The organism is Nonlabens sp. MIC269 (assembly GCF_001430865.1).
In the GTDB taxonomy this organism is placed as follows: Bacteria; Bacteroidota; Bacteroidia; order Flavobacteriales; family Flavobacteriaceae; genus Nonlabens; species Nonlabens tegetincola.
The window spans coordinates 2,399,471-2,422,099 of record NZ_CP011373.1; the positions used below are offsets into that span (position 1 = coordinate 2,399,471).

General features: G+C 34.1%; 22 protein-coding genes. 20 read left to right on the top strand and 2 right to left on the bottom strand.

Annotated features, from left to right (window positions below):
• The 20 genes from AAT17_RS10810 (at position 1) to AAT17_RS10905 (ending at position 21,098) form a co-directional block, all read left to right on the top strand.
• The gene (locus AAT17_RS10810) at positions 1 to 1,044 is read left to right on the top strand and encodes a glycosyltransferase family A protein (RefSeq protein WP_060524272.1); all 1,044 of its coding nucleotides are present in this window, start codon (positions 1 to 3) and stop codon (positions 1,042 to 1,044) included.
• Positions 1,041 to 1,880 carry a glycosyltransferase family A protein gene (locus AAT17_RS10815; protein ID WP_060524274.1) on the top strand — a complete coding sequence of 280 codons (840 nt, stop codon included), beginning with the start codon at positions 1,041 to 1,043 and terminating at the stop codon, positions 1,878 to 1,880. Before AAT17_RS10810 ends, AAT17_RS10815 begins: the two co-directional genes overlap by 4 nt.
• 4 nt (positions 1,881 to 1,884) lie before the next feature.
• Entirely contained in the window at positions 1,885 to 2,667 is a 783-nt protein-coding gene (locus AAT17_RS10820) for a glycosyltransferase family 2 protein (protein ID WP_060524276.1), read from the top strand.
• On the top strand, positions 2,664 to 3,674 hold the full coding sequence (locus tag AAT17_RS10825) for an acyltransferase (RefSeq protein ID WP_172792956.1): 1,011 nt from the start codon (positions 2,664 to 2,666) through the stop codon (positions 3,672 to 3,674). Before AAT17_RS10820 ends, AAT17_RS10825 begins: the two co-directional genes overlap by 4 nt.
• 93 nt (positions 3,675 to 3,767) lie before the next feature.
• Positions 3,768 to 4,409, top strand: coding sequence for a hypothetical protein (locus AAT17_RS10830; protein ID WP_060524280.1), 642 nt, complete (start codon positions 3,768 to 3,770; stop codon positions 4,407 to 4,409).
• Position 4,410: 1 nt separating this feature from the next.
• Complete coding sequence (locus AAT17_RS10835) at positions 4,411 to 5,577, top strand: glycosyltransferase family 4 protein (RefSeq protein WP_060524282.1); 1,167 nt, start codon at positions 4,411 to 4,413, stop codon at positions 5,575 to 5,577.
• Complete coding sequence (locus AAT17_RS10840) at positions 5,574 to 6,716, top strand: glycosyltransferase (protein WP_060524290.1); 1,143 nt, start codon at positions 5,574 to 5,576, stop codon at positions 6,714 to 6,716. Before AAT17_RS10835 ends, AAT17_RS10840 begins: the two co-directional genes overlap by 4 nt.
• Positions 6,716 to 7,594 carry a glycosyltransferase family 2 protein gene (locus AAT17_RS10845; protein WP_060524292.1) on the top strand — a complete coding sequence of 293 codons (879 nt, stop codon included), beginning with the start codon at positions 6,716 to 6,718 and terminating at the stop codon, positions 7,592 to 7,594. The genes AAT17_RS10840 and AAT17_RS10845 overlap by 1 nt, the downstream gene beginning before the upstream one ends.
• Positions 7,594 to 9,033 carry an MBOAT family protein gene (locus tag AAT17_RS10850; RefSeq protein ID WP_060524294.1) on the top strand — a complete coding sequence of 480 codons (1,440 nt, stop codon included), beginning with the start codon at positions 7,594 to 7,596 and terminating at the stop codon, positions 9,031 to 9,033. The genes AAT17_RS10845 and AAT17_RS10850 overlap by 1 nt, the downstream gene beginning before the upstream one ends.
• Entirely contained in the window at positions 9,033 to 9,938 is a 906-nt protein-coding gene (locus AAT17_RS10855) for a hypothetical protein (RefSeq protein WP_060524296.1), read from the top strand. Before AAT17_RS10850 ends, AAT17_RS10855 begins: the two co-directional genes overlap by 1 nt.
• Before the next feature lie 13 nt (positions 9,939 to 9,951).
• Positions 9,952 to 11,106, top strand: coding sequence for an acylneuraminate cytidylyltransferase (locus AAT17_RS10860; protein WP_060524298.1), 1,155 nt, complete (start codon positions 9,952 to 9,954; stop codon positions 11,104 to 11,106).
• A gap of 115 nt (positions 11,107 to 11,221) precedes the next feature.
• Positions 11,222 to 12,457, top strand: coding sequence for a mechanosensitive ion channel family protein (locus AAT17_RS10865; RefSeq protein ID WP_060524300.1), 1,236 nt, complete (start codon positions 11,222 to 11,224; stop codon positions 12,455 to 12,457).
• Between the two features lie 80 nt (positions 12,458 to 12,537).
• Positions 12,538 to 13,407, top strand: a complete 870-nt coding sequence (locus AAT17_RS10870) for an N-acetylneuraminate synthase family protein (protein ID WP_060524302.1) — start codon at positions 12,538 to 12,540, stop codon at positions 13,405 to 13,407.
• A 1-nt stretch (position 13,408) separates the two neighbouring features.
• Positions 13,409 to 14,803 (top strand): hypothetical protein, encoded by a 1,395-nt coding sequence (locus tag AAT17_RS10875; protein WP_060524304.1) that lies wholly within the window; start codon positions 13,409 to 13,411, stop codon positions 14,801 to 14,803.
• A complete protein-coding gene (locus AAT17_RS10880; RefSeq protein WP_060524306.1) occupies positions 14,804 to 15,955 on the top strand; it encodes a glycosyltransferase family 4 protein in 1,152 nt (383 codons plus the stop codon).
• Between the two features lie 8 nt (positions 15,956 to 15,963).
• Positions 15,964 to 17,436 (top strand): glycosyltransferase family 2 protein, encoded by a 1,473-nt coding sequence (locus tag AAT17_RS10885; protein ID WP_172792957.1) that lies wholly within the window; start codon positions 15,964 to 15,966, stop codon positions 17,434 to 17,436.
• Positions 17,433 to 18,455 carry an exostosin family protein gene (locus AAT17_RS10890; RefSeq protein ID WP_060524310.1) on the top strand — a complete coding sequence of 341 codons (1,023 nt, stop codon included), beginning with the start codon at positions 17,433 to 17,435 and terminating at the stop codon, positions 18,453 to 18,455. The genes AAT17_RS10885 and AAT17_RS10890 overlap by 4 nt, the downstream gene beginning before the upstream one ends.
• Positions 18,452 to 19,441, top strand: a complete 990-nt coding sequence (locus AAT17_RS10895; RefSeq protein WP_060524312.1) for a glycosyltransferase family 2 protein — start codon at positions 18,452 to 18,454, stop codon at positions 19,439 to 19,441. Before AAT17_RS10890 ends, AAT17_RS10895 begins: the two co-directional genes overlap by 4 nt.
• A complete protein-coding gene (locus tag AAT17_RS10900) occupies positions 19,441 to 19,986 on the top strand; it encodes a serine O-acetyltransferase (RefSeq protein WP_060524314.1) in 546 nt (181 codons plus the stop codon). The genes AAT17_RS10895 and AAT17_RS10900 overlap by 1 nt, the downstream gene beginning before the upstream one ends.
• Complete coding sequence (locus AAT17_RS10905) at positions 19,983 to 21,098, top strand: glycosyltransferase (protein ID WP_060524316.1); 1,116 nt, start codon at positions 19,983 to 19,985, stop codon at positions 21,096 to 21,098. The genes AAT17_RS10900 and AAT17_RS10905 overlap by 4 nt, the downstream gene beginning before the upstream one ends.
• Here AAT17_RS10905 and AAT17_RS10910 read toward each other — a convergent pair.
• Together AAT17_RS10910 and AAT17_RS10915 are read right to left on the bottom strand one after the other, a co-directional pair.
• Complete coding sequence (locus AAT17_RS10910) at positions 21,095 to 21,859, bottom strand: ABC transporter ATP-binding protein (RefSeq protein WP_060524318.1); 765 nt, start codon at positions 21,857 to 21,859, stop codon at positions 21,095 to 21,097. The genes AAT17_RS10905 and AAT17_RS10910 overlap by 4 nt on opposite strands.
• Entirely contained in the window at positions 21,856 to 22,593 is a 738-nt protein-coding gene (locus AAT17_RS10915) for an ABC transporter permease (protein WP_042277797.1), read from the bottom strand. Before AAT17_RS10915 ends, AAT17_RS10910 begins: the two co-directional genes overlap by 4 nt.
• Between the last annotated feature and the right edge of the window lie 36 nt (positions 22,594 to 22,629).

Below are 22,629 nucleotides of genomic sequence, written 5' to 3' on the forward strand. Positions count from 1 at the left end.
ATGAGTCTGAATAAAGAGGTGAATAATGGCTTAGTTTCAATAATATTACCTGTATTTAATGGTGAAGAATATCTTGCACAAGCCATAGAAAGTTGTTTAACTCAAACCTATACTAATTTTGAGCTTATAATTGTAGATGATTGTTCTACGGACAGTAGTTTAGAGATAGCAGAAAATTATCAAAAGCTTGATGGACGCATTAACATCTTTCAAAATGAGGAAAATTCTAAATTACCAAGCAGTCTGAATTACGGAATTGAACAAGCTAGAGGTAATTTTATAACTTGGACGAGTGATGATAATATTTTAAAACCTTTTTTTCTAGAAACTCTAGTTTGTTATTTAGAACTGCACCAAGTGGATTTTGTATACTCTGATTACGATATCATCTATCACGATGGAACTTTTTTTAAATATCAACCTGTAGGTGCATTACCAGAATTGTTATTCCAAAATATAATAGGTTGCAGCTTTTTGGCTAAGGCATCTTTATTTAAGAATAATAAGTATGATTCAGATTTATTTAGAATTGAGGATTATGCATTCTGGCTTATGAATCTGCCAAAAGTTAAATGTAAACCTCTCTATAGGTCACTTTATTTCTATAGAGTGCATGGTTCATCTCTTACGGCACAAATATCTAATACTGGCGGTTTTCAAAAGGAAATTGTTGAACTTATGTATTCAAGAGTTCAGGAGCAATATAGGTTTTCAGAAGTTACTGAGAACTTTCTAATAGATAATTGTTTGGATAAGAATAATGCCGCTTTAAGCTTATTAGATAATAGTTCCCATTTATTTAGAGATATTAAAAGGTCATCTAAATACATTTCCAGTAATGATCACGAAAATGATTTCAACCATATCGTTAAGCACTATGAGAAACTGATGGATAAATTATCATTTAAAAAATCTATAGTTTTAGCGTCCGAGCTCATAAATAGTTATAATTATCAAATAATTAGTTTAAGATGGTTCATAATCTATGCACTCAAAAGAATTAAAAGATTGGTTAAGATTATATTTTCAAAATCAAGAATATGACTCAAGTACTTGTAATAGTTCCTTGTTATAATCAAGGTCACTTTTTAGATCAGTGTCTTCAGTCTGTGCTACATCAAACGTTTCAAAATTGGAACTGTATTATCGTAAATGACGGTAGCCCTGATGACACTGAAGAAGTAGCACTTGAATGGTGTCAAAGAGATGAACGTTTTTCATATATCTATCAAAAGAATAAAGGTTTAAGCGCTGCACGTAATACGGGAATTGCTACCATGCAAAGCACTTACATATTACCTCTGGATGCGGATGATGTGATTCATAAAAATTATTTAGCACAAACTATCAAAAAACTAGAAAGTATGCCAGATGTCGGGATAGTAGGTGTTTACAGTAAATTTTTTATTAATACCATTGATAATGTGGTGGACGTACATCAACCTAAAGGTAAAGATGTAAAATATCTACTTTACGTAAATCAACTAGTTGCTACTTCATTATACCGTAGAATTTGCTGGGAACAAGTAGGTGGATATGATGAAAGTATGCGTGATGGTTTTGAGGATTGGGAATTTTGGTTACATATCACTAAAAAAGGCTGGAATTATGCTGTTATTCCACAAAAGCTCTTTTATTATCGAAAAAAAGAATCTTCTATGCTAACTACCACTATCAAAACAACTGCAGAACAGGTAAGGTATTACATAATGAAAAAGCATAAAGAACTTTATATAGAGGATTTTGAAAACTGTATAACAGTTCTATTTCATTATATTACCACCAGTCGCAAAAAAGAGCAACGACTACAGCAATCTATAGAATACAAATTAGGAAGTATTATCACTAAACCTTTTAAAATGTTAGGCTTTTTCAAGTAAGAGTATGAAAATATCTGTAGTTATAAGAACTAAAAATCAAGCTCCTGCATTGGGATTTTTACTACGTAATCTTAAGGAACGTTACACAAGTGATATAGATGAAATTGTGGTTATAGATAACAATTCTACGGATGATACACCTTCTTTATGTCAGCAATATCATGCGAGATATGTGAAAATAGAACAGTTTAGTTATGGAGGTAGTGCAAACACTGCTGCTACTGAGGCTAAAAATGAGATTATTGTGATTTTTAGCGCACATTCCTATCCAGTAAGTCATGATTTTTTCAAGCTTATTAAACAGCGCTTTCTAGCTAACCCTAACCTAGCAGGTTTGCGTTGTTTGCACAGCACAAATGATTACAGAGCTTTTATTAAAGGTGTTCAGGCTGTTGATAATGCCAATCGTGCAGGATTGATTTTTTCAGGTTCCGCTTTTGCGAAGGCAGTATGGGAACAATACCCATTCAGAGAAGACGTTGCTACTTTTGAAGATAAAGAATGGTCTAAGCGCGTCCTGTCAAAAGGTTTTGATATTGAATTTGTTCCTGCAATTTTTCACTACGAGATCAAGCGCACCAGAGCTCAGGAATATTTTAGATTTAAAAATGATGTGATAGGTAACTATCAACTGTGGCATGAAGAGGTAAAGACTTCTAGTGCTTTTAAAGGTCTTATAGCTACTATTTTTAAGACATTTTATAATGCTATTATTCAATTGTATTTTGCGATAAAACGATTTACATATATCCTTAGATTTAATTTCAATAAACCATCCAAATTTTGAATATACAAAGGCATCATAATAATTTTGATTTTTTAAGGTTTGTTTTTGCGTCTTTTGTTATCATTACCCATTCTTTCGCCTTATTAGGAATGGAGGAAAAAGAATGGATGCTAGGAATAACAAATGGGCAGATTAGTTTCTCACAATTAGGTCTTGCAGGTTTTTTCACCATTAGCGGTTACTTTATATATAAAAGTATGCTGCGCAGTGATAGTGTACTGCATTATCTTAAAAAGCGTGTTTTAAGATTATTTCCTGCCTTACTGGTGGTTCTTTTATTAAGTCTTGTTGTTCTACCTTTTTTTTATCGTGGAGATAAAAGTATTTTTAATGAGTTTGGATACTGGACTTATTTACCATATAATCTTTCTCTATATCTTTTTCAAGGGCCAGTAGAAGGAGTTTTCAATTCATTACCATATCGATCATTTAACGGATCCTTATGGACTATCAGATATGAGTTCTCTATGTATTTATTTGTATTGTTGTTCTTTTTTATCAAGAAGGCTCGATATCATAGTTTTTTAGCCACGTTCCTTTTAATACTTTGGTATGTCATTTTTATTTTTGGTATGAATCGTTTTGGAGCGTCTAATTTTTTAGGAATGACAGGTTATCCATTATTTAACTTGGGAGGATATTTTGTGGTAGGTATATTTTTGGGGACTTTACAGCGCAAACTCTTTAATGATAAGAGATTACTTTTGTTTGCTCTTATTCTTTTAGTTGTTTCAGCATACTATGGTATGTATGGTTATGTGAAACATGTGGCATTATCATTTCTAATTTTAGGATTAGGTTTTTGGGAAAGTAAACTAGCCTGTTTTAAAGACTATGGTGACCCATCTTATGGAATTTATATTTATGCGTTTCCTATTCAGCAAATACTTATATATTGTTTTTCACCTAGCTTAGAAATATTGCTTTTAGGCTCTTTTAGTTTAGCGGTCTTTTTTGGTTATATTTCATGGCATTTAATAGAAAAAAGAGCACTTTCCATTAAGTAGTTTTGTGTTTGTATTATCAACTTAACTATTTAAAGAAATTTTGAATAAACAAGGGAAGTTAAATTTGATTTTGACACAATAAAATTATTATAAATGAAATTGTTTCTTTTAAAAATATGGTCATGGTTTACACCTAAAAAACCTCAATACTTATCTCATGATAATTTCTGGGTTCAGGATGTCGGTTTTTCGAAAATTGAAGATCGTTTTTCTTTCTTTCTAAATATTTGTGATCAAAAAAATGTAATTCATTTTGGTTGTACAGATTGGCCCATTTTTGAACCATCTTACAATCTGCATATAAAATTATCAAAAGTTGCAAATAAATTACATGGTTTTGATGTAGATATCGATGGTATTGAAAACTTGAAAAAGTACGTAAACCAACCTTATTTCAGCAAAATCGAAGAGGTAAAAGAGAGCTACGATGTTTGCCTGATTCCTGAAACTATAGAACATGTAGACAATGTAGCAGAATTTTTAAAAAACATATCCAAAGTTCAAGCAAGTACATTTTATATTACAGCACCTAATTGCTTTGCACAAACTCACATGCAACGTAATCACTATTTAGAAACATCAATAAAGGAAGTAGTACATCCAGATCATAATTGCTGGTACAGTCCTTATACTCTTAAAAACGTAATAGAGAAATATTCTACACTTCAAGTTGAAGAAGTTTTTCTATTAAATAAAGATACTATGGTGTGTTGCAAAGCAGTTCAGAAGAGGTAAGATGAGCTCATTAAAAAAAAGAATAAAATTTTTGTTCGGTTATTTCTTATTTCTGTCCTTTAAAACGAAAAAGATTCCAAAAATTGTAAATTCCGATATAATCTTTTTTTTACCTTATTATCATTTAGGTGGAGCTGAGCAGGTTCACCTTGATATTATTAAAGCTATATCCAATAAACAAATAACTGTAATATTCACCCATTTATCTGCAACCAATCATTTTAAAGAACAGTTTTCTAGTCACGCTCATTTAATAGAATTAAATTCAATTATTAATAAAAAAAGTTCTTTTCTCAATAAAAAACTATTCAAAACTATTGCGAGAGCAATAAATTCAAGCGAAAGTATAACTAAGGTTTTGGGGTGTAACACAGATTATTTTTACGAAATATTACCGCTGTTAAATAAACCTGCTATAGATTTAATTCACTCTATTGCACCCAACGACACTAGAAAAGCGATGTTTGCTGAAGCTGATTCTTTACTTTCAAAACGTATAGTTATTAATAATTATACAAGAAATCAATTGTATGAAATTGTAAAAACTCATACTGGAAATATCACTCAACAAGATAAGATTCACGTTATTCCAAATGGCGTTGAAATAGATGATAATTATTTAAGTGATAATGAGCTTAAATATAGAATTGGATTTATAGGAAGATGGTCCTTAGAAAAAAGACCTGAACTATTTCTAGAGCTTGCAAAAAAACTTAAAATCGATTTTCCTCATTTGGAGTTTGTAATGGCTGGTAGTGCTATGAATTTGCATGATGAAGAAATTACCAAAGCTGGTGTGATAAATTTGGGAAGTGTTAAAGACAAACAAAAGCTAAATAATATCTATAAATCCTTAGATTTTTTAATAATAACCTCTACGTATGAAGGTTTTCCCATGGTTATGATGGAATCTATGCCTTTTGGGGTTATTCCTGTTTGTACAGATGTGGGCGGAATCCACGAGCATATTACCCATGAAGTCAACGGTTTTTTGATAAACGAGGAACAAAATAAGGATATAGTATTATCCATGGTAAATTTAATCTCTTATTTGTATCAAAATCAAAAAATAATATCTAAAATTTCGGAAGAAACAGCAAGCTATGCAAGTCAAAATTTTGATATTGAAAAGTTTAATGATTCATATAAGAAGTTGTTATTAGAATGAAACTACTTACCCTTTCTATCCCTAATCATCATTTCTTTCAATGGATCAATCAATTGGAAGATAGCGATATTGAGGTTTACTGGATGGATGTAACCGATTCTGGATACAGCCCTAGAATTCCTTGGGTAAATCAAATTACTGGCTGGCGTCTAAAAAGAGATTATCCTGGGCGCACGTTTCTTAAGAGACATGCTCAAAGATTATATAGTTTCCTTAATAAATACAACGAACGTAGTGCAGAAGAAAAACTTCAATCAATAATCTCAAAGTTACAACCAGATCTAATTCATTGTTTTGAAATGAGGCTTTCAGGTGTTCCTTTTCAAAAAGTATGGGACTCAGTAAACACTCCAATTGTTTATAGTTCTTGGGGTAGCGATGTCTATGATTTTAAAAATTTAGGTTTATCTCAAAGAAAGGTAACTGCCTTTTTAAAAAGGGTCGATTTTTTAATTACCGATTGTAAGAGGGATTACTCATTAGCTCAAGAATTAGGGTTTTCTGGAAATTTTCTTGGTGTATTTCCTGGTAATGGTGGTATTAACCTACCCTTAGAAAATAGCTTGGCTATTCAAGAGCGTTCTTTAATAATGATTAAAGGATATGACGATGGAGTAGGGCAAGCTCGAGTAGCTCTACAAGCTCTAGAGCTTGTGAATAAAGAGCTTATTGCTGATTATGAGATATTTATTTACAGTGCAGATGAGGTAGTGTTGAGATACGTGGAAAAATCACCCTTATTTCAAACCGTTTCTAAAACTCTTATTAAGAGAGGAGATTTTCTTCCCAATGATCAACTGCTTAAAAAGATGGGAAGAGCACTGTTACATATAGGTTTAAGCACAAGTGATGGAATACCTAATTCCTTGTTAGAAGCTATGGGAATGGGTGCGTTTCCTATTCAATCTAATCCTGGTGGATCTACTCAAGAAGTTATCGAGCATAATAAAAATGGATTTATAATTCATGATCCTAAAAATGTTGAAGAGGTTAAAAAAGCAGTTGAAATAGCTTTAAAAAATACAAATTTGATTCAAAAAGCTAGGGACTTCAACACACGTTTTATTGATACTTACTACAATCGTGGTAAATTGCGAGCATCAATTCAAGAGATTTATTCATCTATTTATAACCAATAATGACATTCTCCTATTTAATCGTTACTAGAAATAGACCTAATGATTTGGAAATTACCTTAGGGAAGCTTCAGGAACTAGTTCGTTCTAATTTTGACGAAGTTCTTGTATTTATTGATGGTTGCAGTAAGACAGAATATCTCAAAAATCGATTTCCATGGGTGAAATGGACAATTTCTAAGGTTCAGTTAGGAGCTTCTCCTGCTAGAAATAAGCTTTACTCTTTGGCTCAAAATGACATTCTAATAGGCTTGGATGACGATGCTCATCCTTTAGAGGTCGACTTTAAATCAAAAGTGATATCTCGCTTTCTCGAAAGCGAGAAAACAGCTATCATCGCTTTTCAAGAAATTACTGGGGTTTTTAAAGACGATTTTGATGCTCTTTCAAAAAAGCGTAAAGGAGCTGATTATTACACTAATGAGTTTGTAGGTTGCGGTTTTGCGATTAGGAAAGAAGTATATGATAGTATAGCTGGTTTTCCCAAATGGATGGATATTTATGGTGAAGAGACTGCAGTCGCATTGCAGGTATTAGATAGAGGATTTTACGTTCTTTACTCTTATGATATAGCTGTGAATCACAGAAAGGATGCCCTAGCTCGTAGAAAAACAGGAGCCAACTATTTTAGATTTGAAAAACAATTAATTAATACCATTGCTTTATACATAATCTACTACCCAAAGCCAATTAAAAAAATACTTAAGGTTATCTGGCACAATGGTAGAAAGTATGCCTTTCAAGATGCTACTTATTTAAAATGTTATTTTCGAGCTGTTTTTAAAGCGATAGGTAGAGTGCCAATGTACATAAAGAACCGAAAACCTGTAAAAGGATCTACTGTAATCAGGCGTAACAATTTACAAGGAATACAGTACTAATGTTGTTTAATTCACTTGATTTTGCGGTTTTTCTACCTGTAGTCTTTTTGACTTACTGGATATTGCTTAATAGAAATTTACAGATTCAAAATCTATTTTTATTAATTGCTAGTTATTTGTTTTATGGCTGGTGTGATATACGTTTTCTAGGGTTAATTGTTTGGAGTTCATTAGTTGATTATTGGATAGGAATTTCCTTATCTCGTGTTACTAAGCCCATATATAGAAAACTACTTTTATCACTCAGTTTACTTATGAATATAGGTTTGCTTGGTTTTTTCAAGTATTTCAATTTTTTCATTGAAAGTTTTGCTCAGGCTTATAGTTTATTTGGCGCTCAAATCAACCCATCAAGATTGGATATCATCCTTCCAGTAGGAATTAGTTTTTATACCTTTCAAACATTAAGCTACACTATAGATGTATATAGGAAAAAGCTGACCCCAACGAAAGACATCGTAGCTTTTTTTGCGTTTGTAAGTTTTTTTCCACAGCTGGTTGCAGGACCTATTGAACGAGCAACGAATTTACTACCTCAGTTTTTTAAAAAGCGAAGATTCAATTACGCTACTGCTACAGATGGTTGTAAACAAATTCTTTGGGGCCTAGCAAAAAAGGTGATAATAGCAGATCAATGCGCCCGATATGCAAATGATATTTTTAACAATCACGATCAATATTCGGGTAGTACACTTGCAGTAGGAGCCTTTTTCTTTACATTCCAGATTTATGGGGATTTTTCAGGATATTCCGATATCGCAATAGGTACAGCAAAATTATTCGGATTTAATTTGAAGAAAAATTTTGCAACCCCTTATTTTTCAAGAGATATAGCTGAATTTTGGCGTAGGTGGCATATTTCTCTATCAACATGGTTTAGAGACTATTTATACATTCCTTTAGGAGGAAGTCGAGTAGGTAAGTGGCTCAATGTGAGAAATGTCTTTATTGTTTTTATTGTTAGCGGCTTTTGGCACGGAGCAAACTGGACATTTGTCATATGGGGGACCTTCAATGCAATCTTGTTCTTACCACTACTTTTAAGCAACCGTAATAGAAGTAACCTAGATACTGTAGCATCCGGGAGATTTATTCCTCATATAAAGGAAGTTTTTCAGATATTCATAACATTCCTTCTTACAATGGTAGCTTGGATATTTTTTAGAGCAGATAATTTATCTCACGCTGTTTTCTATATTTCTAAGATTTTCTCTAGCTCTATAATTGTTTTACCTGAAATTAGGCCATTTAATATGTTTTTATACTTGCTATTCTTTATTTTATTTGAATGGATAGGTCGTGAACGGGAACATGTATTAAATCATAGATTTTTCAACTCTTATAATTGGTTTAAATATCCATTATACTTTATACTGATGGCGCTTATACTTATTCATAGTAATGGTACTCCAGAAGAATTTATATATTTTCAATTCTAATGAGGAGGTTTTTACTACATAGTATTATACTTTTAATCGCCTTTTTTGTTTTTGATAAAGCAGCTTATTTTATTTTATCAGGTTGTGCTAAAATTCAAGAAGACAATAGGTTAGAGTTGCTTTTGAATGGCGAGCTTCAACATGATATTATCGTCTTAGGTTCTTCCCGCGGAGCTAGCAATATTGATGCATTTCAATTAGAAAAACACTTACAAAAAACTACGTATAATTTGTCTTATCGTGGTAGCGATGTGCGATTTCAAGAATTAATTTTCAGAAAATACCTAGAGCATCACAGTGCACCAGAGAAAGTTTTATTAGTGGTTGATAATCCTTATGCAATTTTAAAAGAATCTACTTTGGGCATGCGCTATGATAGACTTTACCCATTAGCTCATTACAATGAAGTGAATTCCATTTTAATTGAGAAAAATCAACATTCGTGGGTTTCTTCATTTTTATATTTCCTTAGAGTTCATCCCAATCAACTAGTGTTTAATAAAGAAGAACAGAAATCAAAATTTCCTTTTAATGCAAGAGGTTCACAGCTTTTGCCAGATAAAAGTACTTCTTCTAACAATCTAACTTTTGAAACAACAGTAAACTACTCAAATAAAAATATTGATCCGGCAAAGGTTGACTCCTTTAAAGAAATTCAAATATTATGTTTGAAAAATGATATTCAATTATATTTCGTTTTTTCACCAGACTACTATCAGTTTAACGAAAGATTTTACAATGAGTTTAAAACAGAGTTTAATTCTAATGCAAATTTTATAAAATACTCGATTCAAAATACTGAATACAAGAATGCGTCGAACTTTTATGATATATCCCATTTAAACCATAGAGGAACTCGTATTTTTACTCAAGAAGTTGCAGAATCTTTATTAAAGACCAATTAATACTTAAAGGAAAATGAAAACCATAGGCTTTATCCCACTAAGAGCAGGATCAAAAGGAATACCTGGAAAAAACAAAAAGAAAATGTTAGGTAGGCCATTATTCTGTTGGTCTTTAGGTGCTGCAATAGCTTCACAATTAGATGAGGTTTATGTATATACTGATGATTTGGATATCTTAGACTTTGTTAAACGAGAATACCACTGGACAGATAAAATAAAAGCAGTCAAACGCCTAAGCTCAAACGCCACGGATACTGCCAGTACAGAAAGTGCGATGATTGATTTTATTAGGGATGAAGATCCTGATTTTGATATTATATGTCTGCTACAAGCTACATCTCCTTTTACTACTGCCGTAGATATCAACGCTTGTTTACAAGAAATTAAAAACGGCAAGCACAGCGCTATGACAGTGGTGAATACACATCGTTTTACCTGGAGTTCAAATGGTGAGCCTCAAAATTATGATGTGTTTAATAGACCTAGACGTCAGGATTTTGAAGGGCTGTTGATTGAAAATGGGGCTGTATATGTGACTGTAAAAGAGAAGTGGTTTGAGACTAAAAATCGTGTTTCTGGTGAAATTGGTTTAGTTCACATGCACGAGGATTCTTTAACCGAAATTGATAGTAAGTCCGATTGGGATGTTGTAGAATTACTGCTTTCGCGAAAGCTAAAACAAAACAAACAAACCCAACCTATAACACACCTAGTACTGGATGTTGATGGCGTGTTTACCGATGGCTGCGTTTATTACGATAGTCAGGGAGAACTCATGAAAAAATTTGACATGAGAGATGGTATGGGATTAGAAATTTTAAGACAAAACGAAGTTGAGGTCATGGTGATGACTTCAGAAGATTCAGACATAGTCGCAAGTAGGATGAAAAAACTTAAAATTGAAAATACGTATTTAGGCGTCAAGGATAAATACAGCCTTTTATCTAGAATCGCTAGCGATAAAGGAATTGCTTTTTCAAATATTGCCTATGTAGGTGATGATGTTAATGATCTGGCAAACATTTGTGCAGCAGGATGGTCTTTTACGCCTCATAACGCGACTAGAGAAGTCAAATCACACGCTGATGTAACTTTATCCAACGATAGTGCATCGGGTGCTATACGTGAGGTATGCGAATTCATCATGAGATACAATAACCGGTTTTAGTGAGCTTAACAAGGTCCAGTTTTATCCAGACTCAAGATTACCTTTAATGTTATTCTAAATACAAAGGCTGTCTAGCGTAGTACACCTATTTTTGTGTGATTATTAAACGTAAGTTATGAAGCACATTATCTATGATTTTCTTATTGAAAATGGATTTACACCTCAAGTTGCGAGTTATTTAAATATGCTGGCACTTTTGCTTCTATTACTTGTTATAGCCTTAATACTTGACTTCATATTTACCTTAATTTTTAGGAGAATATCCAATGTAGTTGCTACTAGGACTAAAACAAACTTTGATGATATCCTAATCGATAACAAGTTACCTACCTATGCAGCTCATATAGTGCCGTTACTTCTAGTTTATGAAGCTGTCCCTTATATTTTTACAGATTTTGACTATGTGTCGAATCTAGCTGAAAAATCGATCAGGATACTAGGTATCTTACTTAGTCTATACATCATTAAAAGTTTTTTGTTATCCATAAGGAATTACCTTAAAACTATTGATCGTTATAAAAATAAGCCTATCTATAGCTACATACAGGTTTTTATGATTGTGGCCTGGTTGCTTGCGATTTTCTCCATTTTTGCAACAATAACGGGAGTTTCTTTTTGGAAGTTCATAACCGGACTAGGTGCGGCATCGGCAATTATAATTTTGGTATTTAGAGATAGTATTTTAGGATTTGTTGCCAGTATTCAAGTTACTGTGAACGACATGGTGCGTATAGGCGACTGGATAACCTTTGAAAAATACGGTGCCGATGGTGATGTAATAGAAATTACCCTAGCCACAGTAAAAGTTCAAAATTGGGATAAAACTATTACCACTATTCCTACCTATGCCTTGATTTCAGATTCATTTAAAAACTGGAGAGGAATGACAGCATCTGGAGGAAGAAGGATTAAGCGATCTGTAATTATTAAAGCGTCCACAATTAAGTTTTTAACTCCTATAGAAATTCAAAAATTAAAGGATATTCAGTTAATTACGGATTATCTGGAACAAAGGGACGAAATCATTAATACACACAATGAACAAAATCAAATTAATAAAGAGGCATTAATTAACGGCCGTAACATGACCAATTTTGGTGTATTTAGAAAGTACCTACAAACTTACATTGAGAACCACTCAGCGGTTCATAAAGACATGACTTATATGGTCAGGCAACTAGAACAAACACCACATGGAATACCGTTAGAGATATATTGTTTCAGTAAAGATCAACGATGGGTCAATTATGAATATATAATGGGAGATATTTTTGATCACGTTCTTGCGTCGGTAAAATTCTTTGATTTAGAGGTTTATGAATATCATACCACTACTGACCAACTCAAATAACCAAAAACTTACCTCAATTTGAGAAATATACTTTCTAAATAATCACATTTCCTTACCTTGCGATAGTTAATTTTCTCCTAATGAACTATCACAAACCCTATGTAATTGCAGAGATTGGATGTAATCATAAAGGTGATATGGAAATCGCCAAGGAACTTATAAAAGTTGCTGCAATTTTTTGTAAAGCCGATGCAGTTAAATTTCAAAAAAGGAATAACAAAGAATTATTAACTGAAGAGCAATATAACGCACCACATCCCAACCCTATCAATAGTTATGGTGATACCTATGGAGCACATAGAGAATATCTAGAATTCAACGTGCAGCAGCACCAGGAATTGATGGATTACTGTGACGAAATGGGAATTACTTACAGTACTAGCGTTTGGGATACAAGTAGCGCACAAGAAATAGCCTCGTTGAATCCTGAGTTTATAAAGATTCCGAGTGCTTGTAATAATCATTTTGAAATGCTAGAATGGTTGTGTGAGCATTATAAGGGTGAAATACACTGTTCTACAGGAATGACAACACCCGATGAAATAGAACAACTAGTGCAATTCTTTGAGCGTAAAGGTCGTGCCCAAGATCTCGTACTATACAATTGTACTAGTGGATATCCAGTACCTTTTGAAGACATTTGTTTGTTGGATATTATTACACTTAGAGAAAAATATCAAAGCAGGATAAAACAAATTGGATTCTCTGGTCATCATTTAGGCATAGCTGCCGATGTTGCTGCCTATACATTGGGTGCTCCCATAGTAGAACGTCACTATACACTGGATCGCACCTGGAAAGGTACAGATCACAGTGCCTCATTAGAGCCTAATGGTTTGCGTAAATTAGCGAGAGATTTAAGAGCTGTACACAAGGCATTGACTCATAAATCACAAGATATATTGCCTATTGAACAAATTCAACGGGATAAACTGAAATATAGAAAGTAAAATGTCAAAAAAAGTTTGGATCTTATTTCCTGACGGTGTTGGATTACGCAATTTTGCCTTCACAAATTTCAAAAATATTGGTGATAAATTAGGTTATGACATTACCTATTGGAACAATTCAGTTTTTGATCTTGAAAAGGAATTTGGATTTGCACAAATCAACATTCCTAGTACCAAAATTCACCCTAAAACTCCAGTAATTAATCACGCAAGGAAAAGGGTAGAGTTAGCGCTTTCGCGAAAGCGTGATAACGATAATGTGTATCCAACATATAGATTTCCTTTAAAATGGAATAGCCTTAAGAATTGTGTCAAAAGTAGCTTTGTAAAGTTCCATGAAATTTCTTCATCTACTGATTCGGGTTGGGAAAACCTGAAAAATAAAATGTATGAGGCTGAAAGGAGTACAGATCGCTATAAGGTATTAAAAGAACAGCTCACTAAACACAAACCAGACTTAGTTTTTTGTACGACTCAACGTGCTACCCAAGGAATAGCACCGGTACTAGCAGCTCAAGATCTAGGAATACCTACAGCGTGCTGGGTTTACAGTTGGGATAACTTACCTAAAGGGATGTCTACTATTGAGACTGATTATTATTTTGTATGGTCAGAATTGATGAAGGAGCAGCTACTACACTACTATCCAAAAATAAAAAGTAATCAAGTTTATGTGACTGGAACACCTCAATTTGAGCCGCATTATAGTGAAGAACTCTATATTTCTAGAGAACAGTTTTTGAGTGAGCATAATTTAGATGAAAACAAGGAATACATTTGTTTTTCTGGTGATGATACTACCACTTCGCCACTGGATCATCTTTATTTAAGGGATACTGCTATCGCCGTTAAAAATCTCAACGCTCGTGGTTATAACTTGGGAATAATATTTAGACCAGTACCAGTTGATGATTCTAATAGATACGATGAGGTTTTAAAAGAATATGTTGATGTTATTACCACTATAAAACCTTTATGGAAACCAATGGGTAATGCTTGGAATCAAATGTTGCCTACCAAGGATGATTTTGCACTATTGGTAAATACTTGTAGACACTGTGAACTGGTAGTTAATATTTGCAGCAGTATGGTCTTTGATTTTGTCATACATGATAAACCGACCATTTACCCTAACTATGAGCAACCAGAACTTAAAAAAGGTATACGCGACATCGGACAAAATTACAAATATGTTCATTTTAGAACGATGCCTGATACGGCTGTAGTTTGGGCTCATAAAAAAGCTGATATTGAGACTGGAATCAAGCATTTACTTGAAAATGTGGTAAATCCCGTGCAGGATTGTAAAAAATGGTACGGCGTTATTAATCATCCTAAGCAACCAGAATTAGCAAGTGAGCGAATTTGGGATGGGATAGGACAAATATTGAATTAAATGCACATCGCCTACTTAACACCAGAATATCCTCATGAGCGTACTGCGCATGCTGGTGGTATGGGGACGAGTATTAAAAACCTTGTTGTTGCACTCGTTCGTTTAGGTCATAAAGTGAGAGTTTTTGTTTATGGGCAAGACGAGGACCTAGTTTTTGAAGATGAAGGTGTTACCTTTCATAAAATTAAATACCGCAACTATAAATTAGGTGGTTTTTATAGTTACCGTAAGCATATTGAGCAGTATGTGAATAAAAACCTAATAGATGTTGATATTATAGAAGCACCTGACTGGACAGGCATCACCGCATTTATGAAGCTAAATAAACCACTCGTCATACGATTTCACGGTAGCGACACTTACTTCTGTCACATAGAAGGTAGATCGCAAAAGTGGAAAAATCGGTTTTTTGAAACAAATGCTGTTGTAAAGGCAAACGCTTATATCGCTCCTACACATTACGCAGGAGAGACATCACTAAAGCTATTCGGTCTTAAAAAGGATAAACTAAAAATTATACCCTACGGTTTAGAACTAGACTTATTTTATAATGAGGATCCTACGGCTTATCAGCAGTACAATCTGTTAAACATAGGAACCGTAATACGTAAAAAAGGATTATTCCAACTCGCTCAAGCGTTTAATAAGGTGGTAGAAAACTATCCTGCAGCCACGCTTACGTTGGTTGGGTCTGATAGTCCAGATGTGCAAACAGGATCACTATCTACCTGGAAACTGGTAGAACAAACCTTTACAGAACGGGCAAGAAAACAAGCAACCTATCTAGGCAAAGTCCCATACAACCAAGTGCAAGAGCTCATCAAAAAAGCTCATGTTTGTGTATTCCCATCCCTAGCCGAAACATTAGGCATGGTAACTATTGAAAGTATGGCATTGCATAAAGCAGTTGTGAATACAAACATAGGATGGGCGCAAGATTTAATCACCCATGAAAAAGACGGCTATATGCATCATCCAGATGAGATAGATAAGTATGTTTCATCTGTTAGCTCACTGTTTGATGACGAGGAATTAGTCAAAAATATAGCTTTAAACGCAAGAGCAACAGTCGAGCAAAGGTTTGATATAGATAAAATAGCTAAAGAGAATCTGAGTTATTATCAACATATAATAGATCGTACACATAGCTGATGGTCTACTTGCATCTCCTCACAAATACGGTTCATTTCATCGATGTAAAAAAGGCTGATAGTATTACTTTGGGCAAAAACCAACTGTCATCTCTTTTTAAGCTAGCACAGGCTTTTCCTGATCAATGGATAGGCTGGTCTACAGCAGAGAATCCCATTTGGGAAGAATTTACCTCGCAAGCGCAAAACAACTACACCATGCTCAGTGCTGGTGCTGCTCCAGCTTTCATCTGTAGTGTTATCGATTACATAGAGGATAGTCCGTTTATCAATTATAGCCCTAATCAATGGTATCCTACATGGATCATGAGTGCAGATCAAGGGATGACCCACGCTAGTATTTTAAACGAGATACAAGCATTACCATCTACCCAAAATTTTGAGTACGATATCAACTTACTAGCTCGTGTGATACAGAAACAAGGTGTGTTTTGCTATGCAAAATTGAATAAAAAAGACGTGATAGCGTCTACCCAACTTGCTTATCGTTTCGTTGCGCAAACACAAAAAAAGCGCTGGGTTCCCTTCTTATTTCTTTGTCATGTTAGGTATGAAAAACGTTTTCCTTTGTACGCTTTCGCGAAAGCTTTATTCAAAAAACAACAAGATAAAAAAGTCGATCTATTAGCCATACAACAAACAGAACCTTCACAAAAAAAGGAGGCAATCAACTACGATGTGGTCATCCCGACTATGGGTCGTAAGCAATACTTATTTGATGTGCTAACGGACTTATCAAACCAAGAAATCAAACCTAATCAAGTAATCATCGTAGAGCAAAATGCTGATCCTGAAAGTAATTCTGAATTAGATTATATCTTTGATGACTGGTCTTTTACCATCAATCACTTATTTACACATCAAACGGGTGCCTGTAATGCTAGAAACATTTCATTGGGTAAAACCACTGCAGACTGGATTTTACTATTTGATGACGATGTACGCGTACCAGTAGATTTTATGGCACAATTGCAACACACGTTAATAAGTACTAAAGTAAAAGCGATCACCGTCGCGTGCCTGCAAAAAGGAGAAAAAGAAACACAGCAAACCGTTAAACAATGGCCCTATTTTGGTTCTGGTTGTTCCTTAGTTCATCGAGAAATAGTTGACCGATGTAAATTTGACAAAGCTCTTGAACATGGGTACGGCGAAGATGTAGATTTTGGAATGCAAATTAGGAGAGCAGGATATGACGTGATTTATGCACCACAAATTCAAATTCTACACTTAAAAGCGCCTGTAGGTGGATTTAGAGAGAAACGTATTTTTCCCTGGTCAACTGATAACATTCAGCCCAAACCATCTCCTCATATCATGTATTTTAGAAAGAAAAACTATTCTGAAAATCAATTGAAAGGTTATAAATTGGTGCAATGGTTTAAAAATTATGGGAAACTAGGGTCGTTTTTGCCTTGGGGACATAATAAACTCTTTAATAAAGCATGGGAATCAAGTAAAAAGTATGCAAATAGTTTATGATAAGCGTTTTTACCGATATTGAGATCCTGTCAACTAAAAATAGAGGCAAGGTTCATCCCTTACTTTTTGACTTGCATTATTTTGAGCATACTCATCCAATAGTACACAAATACTATCAACTGGTAAACACCATAGAAAAGGCAGATATAATTGTCTTTCCTATCGATTATTTAAGAATAAATACGAAGGAAGAACAGCAGTCTTGGAAGTTTTTGAACCATTTAGCTATTTCAAACGGTAAGAAACTTCACGTTTATACAGGTGGTGATTATGGTAAAACATTTAGCAAGGATTATATAGTAACTTGGCGTAATTCAGGATATCGCAATACTAATCAAAAAGACACCATAATCATACCTAGTTTTATAGCAGATCCCATTGGAATCCATGTTAGACAATTAAAATGGATTGCAAAGAAGGAAAAACCTGAAATTTCATTTACTGGATTTGCCACGCATAGTAGGAAGGAACGTTTTAGATACAACTTAAGCTATTTAAAAAACTTGATGACATCATTTAGATCACTCAATTCTGATAGGCCTATATTCTTTAATGCTGCAAAACAAAGATTTCTCAAACTCAAGGCGTTAGAGAGAGATCAACAAATTGCGACTCGATTCATTTATAGAGATCGATATAGGGCAGGAGCGACCTCAGAACAGGAAAGGCAACAAACCACTCAAGAGTTTTTTGATAACTTGAACAACTCACCTTATGCCTTTTGCATGAGAGGAGCAGGAAATTTTTCCGTAAGATTTTACGAAGCATTAGCTTTAGGAAGAATCCCTGTTTTGATTGAAACCAATAATGTGCTACCACTAGAAAACGAGATTAATTGGTCCAATCATGTATGTGTTATAAAAAAGGATGAGAGTATAATTAATAAATTAGTTCAATTTCATGATTCATGCTCAGAGGAACGTTTTATAGAACTACAGCAGAAGAATCGTAAACTGTTTGAAAATTATTTAGTTAGGTATAATTTCTTTTACCACGTAAAAAATCAAATTGACGTATGAAATTTGCTCTAATTGTTTGTACTTACATGCGACCAAAGCCTTTGATGAGGTTGTTACACAGTGTACGATCTCAAACATTACTTCCGTCTCAAGTAATTATTGTAGATGGAAGTTTGAACAATGATTCCCTAAATGAACTAAAAACTTTTTCTCTTAATGGGTTAGAATATTTTAAGGTAGGAAATGAAGATCGTGGTTTGACCAAACAACGTAACTTTGGTATTGATCGAGTTTCTGAAGATATAGATGTTGTTGCATTTTTAGATGATGATATTGTATTAGATAATCAATATTTCAAACAATTGGCATCAACGTATCAAGAGTATCCAAATGCTTTTGGGGTAGGTGGCTACATTACTAATGAGGTAGCATGGCAACTTCAAAATGAAAACAGTAATGGACCAGATTTCTATAATATTGATGGTTACGTAAGAAAAGAAAGTAGTAGGTATAAGTTACGTAAAAAGTTAGGTCTGGATCATCATACACAGCCAGGCACTTATCCACCATTTGGTCACGGTAGATCAATAGGGTTTTTACCACCATCCGGAAAAACCTATAAAGTAGATTTATTTATGGGTGGTGTAGCTAGTTACCCTAAACAAATTGTAGATGCTCATAAATTTTCAACTTTTTTTGAAGGCTATGGATTGTACGAAGATGCCGAGTACACCTTGCGATTGAGCAATGAAGGTAGCTTGTATGTGAATACACTAGCAACTTGTCAGCACTTTCATGCACCTGATGGTAGACCTAATCAATACAAATATGGTAAAATGGTGGTTCGTAATGGATGGTTTGTATGGCGTACCAAATATCCTAATCCAAGTTTTAAAAATAAATTGAAGTGGCATAGCATTACGCTTATTCTTATTTTAATTAGGATTCTCAATATATTTACCACGAGTAATCGTAAAGAGGCATTTACTGAAGCATTAGGTAGAATAGTTTCTTGGGTAAATTTATTTTTTTCACGGCCTAAATAATGAAGTTTTTAAAAGACATAAAGAGGTACACCAATTACAGTGGTAAACCAGCATTATTAATGTTGTTAACTCAACAAGGCTTATGGGCATTATTTCATTATAGATTATTCAACAAAGTTTACCGATCAAATTTGCCTGGAGTAATTAAACTCCCAATTTTAGTAATAGGTGCAATAAAACTGAAATTTATTGAAATAATAACCGGTATAACCTTGCCCTATAGCGCAACAATTGGTCAAGGATTGTATATAGGGCACCATTCAGGAATAATTGTAAATGCAAAAGCGGTGATTGGAGAAAATTGTAACATATCGCAAGGTGTTACTATTGGGGTTAGTGGCCGTTCGAACAAAAGAGGAGTTCCCATAATAGGTAATCAAGTTTATATAGGAGCAAATTCCACGGTAGCTGGTAAAATCAAAGTAGGTGATAATGCTGTTATTGGGGCCAATAGTTTAGTAATTAAAGATGTTGACCCTAGTTCGACAGTTCTTGGAGTGCCAGCTGTCAAGGTTAGTAATAACGATAGTTCTGGATACGTATGAAGTTAGTAGTAGTATCAGACGCGCCAATAATTAAACATAAAGATCAAAAAAAAGCTTACGCACCTTATGTCAAGGAGATGAATTTATGGTTCAGTAAAGTAGATGAGGTACAAATCATCGCACCTACTCGATATAATAAACCTCTTCTTACACAGCCATTTGATCGTCAGGATATTCAAGTAACTAGCTTGCGTCGGTTGGAATTCCACAGGATAAGTATAGCTGTTGTAAGTCTTCTTACTATACCTTACCAGTTCATAGTTTTGTGTTTCGCTTTCGCGAAAGCAGACCATATTCACTTGCGTTGTCCTGGTAATCTAGCACTACTGTCTTGTCTTGTTCAAATACTTTTTCCTAGGAAAAAGAAAACAGTGAAATATGCCGGAAATTGGGATCCTAAAGCACGACAACCCATGGCTTATAGATGGCAGAAACGAATATTATCCAACACCTTTTTAAGTCAAAATATTACGGTTTTAGCATATGGGAACTATGTCAATCAATCAAAAAATATAAAGCCTTTTTTCACGGCATCTTATTATGAAAAAGATAAAGAACCGATTGTTAAAAGGGATTATACCGGTGAATTGAATGCTTTATTTGTTGGCACGCTCAGCGAAAACAAAAGGCCTTTAAAAGTTGTCCAAATAGTAGAAAACTTAAGAAATGAAGGTGTGCCAGTCACCTTGGATATTTATGGTAATGGACCTCTTTTTGAATCTTTGAATGATTATATCAAAAAAAATAAACTAAATCCATTTATTCACTTACATGGAAACCAACCATTGTCATCCGTTACTCAGGCGTATAAAAAAGCACATTTTGCATTTTTATTATCGCGTAGTGAAGGATGGCCCAAAGCCGTTGCCGAACCTATGTTTTGGGGTTGTATCCCAATTGCAACAGCTGTAAGTTGCGTGCCTTGGATGTTAACAGGTGATGATAATCAAACAAGAGGAATTTTAATCAAAGAGTTATCCAATGCAAGTGAAATTATTAAAGAGTTTTTAAATCTTAATAATAAACTTGATGAAATGTCTAACAATGCGGCAAACTGGTCTAGGCAATACACACTAGATAAATTTGATTATGAGATTGAAAAACTTCTTTAAAGTCCTTCGTTTTGAGCGATACGTACCTTTTTAAATAACTCAGAACTATATACAAAGTCGGTTACAGCCTTGTTATCAGTCTTAAATATTTCCTTATTCGTTCCTTCCCAAGCAATAAGCCCATCTTTTAAAAACACAATGGTTTCACCTATTTCCATTACAGAATTCATGTCGTGGGAAATAATCACTGTAGTAATATCACGTTCATGAGTGATTTCCTGTATTAAATTATCGATTATTGTTGCTGTTTTTGGATCCAGACCGCTATTGGGTTCATCGCAAAACAAGTATCTAGGATAATTAACAACAGCTCTGGCAAGTGCAACACGTTTTTGCTGACCACCAGAAATTTCACTAGGCATTTTTTTATTAAGTCCAGGAAGATTTACACGCTCCAAAATTTCATTTGCTCTTTCTTGTCGCTCGTTCTTCTTCATTTTAGTAAACATGCGCAGCGGGAACATAACATTCTCTTCTACCGTCATGCTATCAAATAGAGCACTGTGTTGAAATAGCATACCCATTTCTTTACGTAAATCGCTTTTACGTTCAATTTCCATCTCTCCTAAACGCTCGCCATCGTAAATAATCTCACCAGCATCAGGCTCAAATAAACCTAGCATGTTTTTAAGGAAAACCGACTTTCCTGAACCACTGGCACCTATTATCATATTGGTCTTTCCTTTAAGGAAAGTAGCATCTATTCCTTTAAGAATTTCCTCACCATTGAAGCCTTTTTTTAAACCTTTAACTTCTATCATGTCAATAATAATTGAGTGAGTAAATAGTTTGCAATTATAATCGAGACGCAGGTCCACACGAAACTTGTCGTACTTGCTTTCCCAACTTCTAGTGCGCCTCCTTTCATATAATAACCATGATAGCTAGGAATGGTTGCGAGCAAAAACCCAAAAACAATTGTTTTTATAAAAGCATAGGCAACATGCCACGGTATAAAAGTATCCTGTAAACCAACTACAAACTCTTCTAGACTAACTAGATTACCATAAACGCTGGCTAAAAACCCACCAAAAATTCCTATAAACATGATAATAGCAATTAAAAACGGATAGAATGCAAGCGCTACAATTTTAGGAAATATCAAATAGTTCAAAGGGTTAATCCCCATCACCTCAAGGGCGTCAATTTGCTCAGTAACTCGCATGGTTCCTATACTCGATGTAATGTAAGAACCTACTTTACCAGCCATAATCACACTAATAAATGTAGGCGCAAATTCTAGAATTATTGATTGCCTTGTGGCAAATCCAATCAATGATTTAGGAATTAATGGATTGTCTAAATTGAGCGCTGTTTGTAATGCTACAACCGCACCCATAAATAAAGAAATAAAGGCGGTTATACCTATGGATCCTATTACTAGATCATCTATTTCCTTTAAAATCAATTCTTTAAGAACGATAGCTTTGGTAGGTCTTTTAAAAACACCTAAAAGCATCATCATGTATGTACCTATATGCCTTAAAAATCTCATGCGTTGGTAAAAGTAGCTAAAAAAATAACCTTGTGA

Coding starts and splice junctions, on each gene's coding strand:
- AAT17_RS10830 (WP_060524280.1), top strand. CDS start 3,768: ATGAAATTGTTTCTTTTAAAAATATGGTCATGGTTTACACCTAAAAAA.
- AAT17_RS10915 (WP_042277797.1), bottom strand. CDS start 22,593: ATGAGATTTTTAAGGCATATAGGTACATACATGATGATGCTTTTAGGT.
- AAT17_RS10815 (WP_060524274.1), top strand. CDS start 1,041: ATGACTCAAGTACTTGTAATAGTTCCTTGTTATAATCAAGGTCACTTT.
- AAT17_RS10835 (WP_060524282.1), top strand. CDS start 4,411: ATGAGCTCATTAAAAAAAAGAATAAAATTTTTGTTCGGTTATTTCTTA.
- AAT17_RS10850 (WP_060524294.1), top strand. CDS start 7,594: ATGTTGTTTAATTCACTTGATTTTGCGGTTTTTCTACCTGTAGTCTTT.
- AAT17_RS10860 (WP_060524298.1), top strand. CDS start 9,952: ATGAAAACCATAGGCTTTATCCCACTAAGAGCAGGATCAAAAGGAATA.
- AAT17_RS10905 (WP_060524316.1), top strand. CDS start 19,983: ATGAAGTTAGTAGTAGTATCAGACGCGCCAATAATTAAACATAAAGAT.
- AAT17_RS10880 (WP_060524306.1), top strand. CDS start 14,804: ATGCACATCGCCTACTTAACACCAGAATATCCTCATGAGCGTACTGCG.
- AAT17_RS10820 (WP_060524276.1), top strand. CDS start 1,885: ATGAAAATATCTGTAGTTATAAGAACTAAAAATCAAGCTCCTGCATTG.
- AAT17_RS10895 (WP_060524312.1), top strand. CDS start 18,452: ATGAAATTTGCTCTAATTGTTTGTACTTACATGCGACCAAAGCCTTTG.
- AAT17_RS10900 (WP_060524314.1), top strand. CDS start 19,441: ATGAAGTTTTTAAAAGACATAAAGAGGTACACCAATTACAGTGGTAAA.
- AAT17_RS10865 (WP_060524300.1), top strand. CDS start 11,222: ATGAAGCACATTATCTATGATTTTCTTATTGAAAATGGATTTACACCT.
- AAT17_RS10890 (WP_060524310.1), top strand. CDS start 17,433: ATGATAAGCGTTTTTACCGATATTGAGATCCTGTCAACTAAAAATAGA.
- AAT17_RS10870 (WP_060524302.1), top strand. CDS start 12,538: ATGAACTATCACAAACCCTATGTAATTGCAGAGATTGGATGTAATCAT.
- AAT17_RS10910 (WP_060524318.1), bottom strand. CDS start 21,859: ATGATAGAAGTTAAAGGTTTAAAAAAAGGCTTCAATGGTGAGGAAATT.
- AAT17_RS10845 (WP_060524292.1), top strand. CDS start 6,716: ATGACATTCTCCTATTTAATCGTTACTAGAAATAGACCTAATGATTTG.
- AAT17_RS10840 (WP_060524290.1), top strand. CDS start 5,574: ATGAAACTACTTACCCTTTCTATCCCTAATCATCATTTCTTTCAATGG.
- AAT17_RS10810 (WP_060524272.1), top strand. CDS start 1: ATGAGTCTGAATAAAGAGGTGAATAATGGCTTAGTTTCAATAATATTA.
- AAT17_RS10875 (WP_060524304.1), top strand. CDS start 13,409: ATGTCAAAAAAAGTTTGGATCTTATTTCCTGACGGTGTTGGATTACGC.
- AAT17_RS10855 (WP_060524296.1), top strand. CDS start 9,033: ATGAGGAGGTTTTTACTACATAGTATTATACTTTTAATCGCCTTTTTT.